4 protein-coding genes are annotated in these 2952 nt (G+C 37.2%); all 4 read right to left on the reverse strand.

Features of this window, described 5'->3' with window-relative positions; genetic code table 11:
* Nucleotides 1-360 (reverse strand): aminodeoxychorismate/anthranilate synthase component II (locus QZN27_RS09690; protein WP_296786995.1); only part of this gene is annotated, 360 nt, incomplete at its 3' end.
* Entirely contained in the window at nt 357-1823 is a 1467-nt protein-coding gene (locus QZN27_RS09695; protein ID WP_296786997.1) for an anthranilate synthase component I family protein, read from the reverse strand. The genes QZN27_RS09695 and QZN27_RS09690, both read right to left, overlap by 4 nt.
* An 87-nt stretch (nt 1824-1910) precedes the next feature.
* Nucleotides 1911-2309 carry a hypothetical protein gene (locus QZN27_RS09700; RefSeq protein ID WP_296786999.1) on the reverse strand — a complete coding sequence of 133 codons (399 nt, stop codon included), beginning with the start codon at nt 2307-2309 and terminating at the stop codon, nt 1911-1913.
* 10 nt (nt 2310-2319) lie between these two features.
* A partial coding sequence (locus QZN27_RS09705; protein WP_296787001.1) for a CPBP family intramembrane glutamic endopeptidase occupies nt 2320-2952 on the reverse strand: 633 nt, incomplete at its 5' end.

The following is a 2952-nucleotide window of genomic DNA, read 5'->3' on the forward strand; positions in this document are numbered from 1 at the left end:
ACCTGGAAGGCCTTTAAAAATAAAATCATAGTCAAGGGAAATTTTTGATGACTTTCCATGCATGAGCCTTTTTGCATGTGAAACCTCACCGCCAAGTGCGGCACAGATTGCCTGATGGCCCAGACAAACGCCAAGAATAGGTATCTCATCATGGAATTCCTTTACCAAATCCATGCATATTCCTGCATTTTCCGGTTTTCCAGGCCCGGGAGACAATATAATAGCTTCCGGATTCAAATCCCTTATCTCATCAACTGTAATCCTGTCATTTCTTGAAACCTTAATGTCTGAATTGACCTGGCCAATCAATTGGTACAGGTTATATGAAAAACTATCGTAATTATCTATCAAAAGAATCATTGTAATCCTCCGTCAGCAGTTTTTAAAGCATCGATTACGGCGGCTGCCTTGTTTAGGCATTCTTCAAATTCCTTTTCAGGAACGCTGTCGGCCACAATTCCCGCACCTGAGCGTATGAACACCTTATTGTTTCTTGCAAAGGCTATTCTGATTGAGATGCAGGTGTCGATATTTCCGCTCAAATCAACATAGCCGATGGCTCCTCCGTATATTCCGCGCTTATTGTCCTCAAGTTCGTTTATTATTTCACAGGCCCTTATTTTTGGAGCCCCAGACAATGTTCCGGCAGGCAAATCGCTTCTCAAATCTCCGGTAACGGTAGATCCTATATGCATCACATGTGAAAATCTCTCAATCGACAAATATTTCTCCACCTTTACAGAACCTATCTCTGAAATTCTTCCGATATCATTCCTTCCAAGGTCAACCAGCATATTGTGCTCTGCAAGCTCCTTTTCATCTGAAAGCAGATCATGTTCCAGCTCATGGTCCTCCTCATCAGTCTTTCCCCGAGGCCTTGTTCCTGCAAGAGGGAAGGTGTAAAGCTTATTGTCGTTTAGCTTGACCAATGTTTCAGGAGAAGCTCCTGCAATTTCTATGTCATTGCTTGAAAAGTAAAACATGTAAGGGGAGGGGTTTGTGGTTCTCAATACCCTGTATGTGTCAAACAGGCTTCCTGAAATTTCCGCTTCAATCCTGTTTGAAAGCACAACCTGGAAAATATCTCCTTCATAGATGTAATTCTTTGCCTTTTCAACCATTTCACAATACTTTTCACGTGAAAAGACAGGTTTGAAATCTGATTTAAGCTTCAAAGGCACGATATCTGACTTTTTGCCGTTTTTCAATAGGTCAGCCATTTCAAGAAGTTCATCGCATGCCCTTCTGTAGTTGCCTTCCAGGTCATCGGTTTTGATGTTTATTATGAGAATTATCTTTTGCCTGAAATTGTCGAATGCAATGACCTTGTCAAAAAGCATCAGGTCAATGTCCTTGAAGCGGTCCTGATTTTCGGCATCCAAATTCAATGTGGGCTCGGCATACTTGATATAGTCATATGCAAAGTATCCCACAAAACCGCCAGTGAATGGAGGCAGGTTTTTCAATTTTGGAGACTTGTTCTTTTCAATCAAATCCTTTATTATTTCACGGGGATTGTCCGTTTCGATGACTATCTCATCATCATTCAACTCATTGAAGTCCTTATCTCCCTTTATATTAACAATACCATTTTGGCAGGTGAATTCCAGAAGAGGATCGAAGCCTAAAAATGTGTATCTTCCCCACTTTTTTGAATCCTCTACACTTTCAAGCATGTATGTATGGTTGCTTATGCCTTTTAGAATTCTTAAAACTTCTATCGGTGTCGCTATATCTGAAAAAAGTTCATAAGATATAGGAATCCTTTTATACTCTTCATTTTTGCTTATTTCTTTTGCTTCTTTTAAGTTTGGGGAAAACATTTTATCACTAATAATTAATTAGTATAATGTACTATTTAAAACCTTGTTGTATTAAAATGTACATTGAAAAGAATTTGAAAAAAAATATTACATTTTGTCCTGTTCCTTACTAAATGCAATAACAATCTTTTTGATTTCCCTGCTTTCCAGATAAGGAAGCTTTTCAGTGATTTCACGTTCCAAATCCCTATTCAGCTCCAGCCTTTTTTGTGCGTATTCCTCACCTTCAAACTCCTTTCTATATTGTTTGTTCAAATTAGAATATTTGGTGATTAAAGGCTGAAGAATGGTTCCGATATCCTCATCCAAACGGTCATTGATGATTTTTCTTTTACTGATTTCACTGACAAAACCGACAATAGTTATGAAGAATCCCACCATGGTTACGGTCAGCGCCGGAACAAAAATCTGCTGATTGTCGATGAAAACTATAGTAACGACAATTCCTACAAGAATTACAACAATTCCAATTTTTCTTAAATCCATGATAAGATTTTTATAAATCATTGTTATTTAACTTTTTCAGATTGCCGATGATGAAAAGCAAAATGATGACAAATGAAACAACAGCCAAAATGGACATTATCAGCACAACAGAACTGTTTGTGAATAAAATCTTATTCGGGTCCAGAACAACAATTATCTCGGCAAACAGGTTATTGAAAAAGTGGGCGAATATTGCAACAAAAATATTATCGGTTTTAAGATACAATATTGCAATGCAGATTCCAAAAATGAATGCAGAAAATATTGATCCAAAGCTATGAAGCGCCGCAAACAGCAAGGAGGAAATCAATACCGCAAAAACAACAGGAACCGCCAATTGCAACCTATTTAAAAAGACACCCCTGAATATCAATTCCTCAGAAATCGGAGAAATGAGTATTGTTGTAATCAAAGTGCCTGTTAAAAATGAATTGAATGCATTGCCTGACGGAACAATATCCAGAATGGAATTTGACAAATATAACATTCCATATGAGAAAAATATGTTTAAAACCACCACAGCAAGAATTATCTTAAGAATATCATGCGAGAAAACCTCCACTACATCATCCTTAACTGAAAAAATTTCAGCGCGTATCTTAAAAAAAAAGTAAAAAATTATAAAAATATAAATCCAGAAAGA

This window comes from uncultured Methanobrevibacter sp. (assembly GCF_900316895.1).
Lineage (GTDB): Archaea > Methanobacteriota > Methanobacteria > Methanobacteriales > Methanobacteriaceae > Methanocatella.

What these genes read in the sequence shown, in the direction of transcription:
- QZN27_RS09700 (WP_296786999.1), bottom strand. Translation starts at nt 2,309, where the DNA reads ATGGATTTAAGAAAAATTGGAATTGTTGTAATTCTTGTAGGAATTGTC.
- QZN27_RS09695 (WP_296786997.1), bottom strand. Translation starts at nt 1,823, where the DNA reads ATGTTTTCCCCAAACTTAAAAGAAGCAAAAGAAATAAGCAAAAATGAA.